This is a genomic window from Corallococcus exercitus (assembly GCF_003611585.1).
In the GTDB taxonomy this organism is placed as follows: Bacteria; Myxococcota; Myxococcia; order Myxococcales; family Myxococcaceae; genus Corallococcus; species Corallococcus exercitus.
Genome location: NZ_RAVW01000918.1, coordinates 1 through 415, shown reverse-complemented (window position 1 = coordinate 415; position 415 = coordinate 1). Strand labels below are relative to the sequence as shown.

Annotated in this window: 1 pseudogene; it reads right to left on the bottom strand. The window is 75.9% G+C overall.

Annotation, left to right across the window (positions count from 1 at the left end):
• Positions 1 to 375, bottom strand: a pseudogene (locus D7W79_RS42865) (hypothetical protein); the annotation flags it as partial.
• Positions 376 to 415 lie beyond the last annotated feature (40 nt).

Here is a 415-nt window from a genome sequence, read left to right as displayed (position 1 = left end):
GCCGGGCATCGGTCCGGCGTCCAGCTTCGGAGGCGACGCTGCCCGGTTCCGGCCCACGAGCGTCACCGGCTCCGGCTCCGGCGAAGGCGGCGGGACGGGGGGATTCCAGGCCGGCGCGGGCGCCAGGGCCGGAGCGGCGGGAGCGTTCTGGCCCGCGAAGGTGGGTGATGCCCGGGTCTCTTCCGGAGCGTCCGCGGGAATGGCGTCGTCCTGGCCGACGAAGGTCGCCGGCTCGGGGGCGCCAGGCCCGGGGGGAGCCGTCACCGCACCGCCAATGCGCATCGGCTTGGCCACGAGCGGGCTGACCGGGGTGATGGGCCGGAGGTCGAGGACGGTCCGCTCCTCGGGCTCCTCCATCGTGGGCACGGGCAGCACGGACGAAGCGTCCAGTGGAGGCGCGTCTTCCACCGGGGGT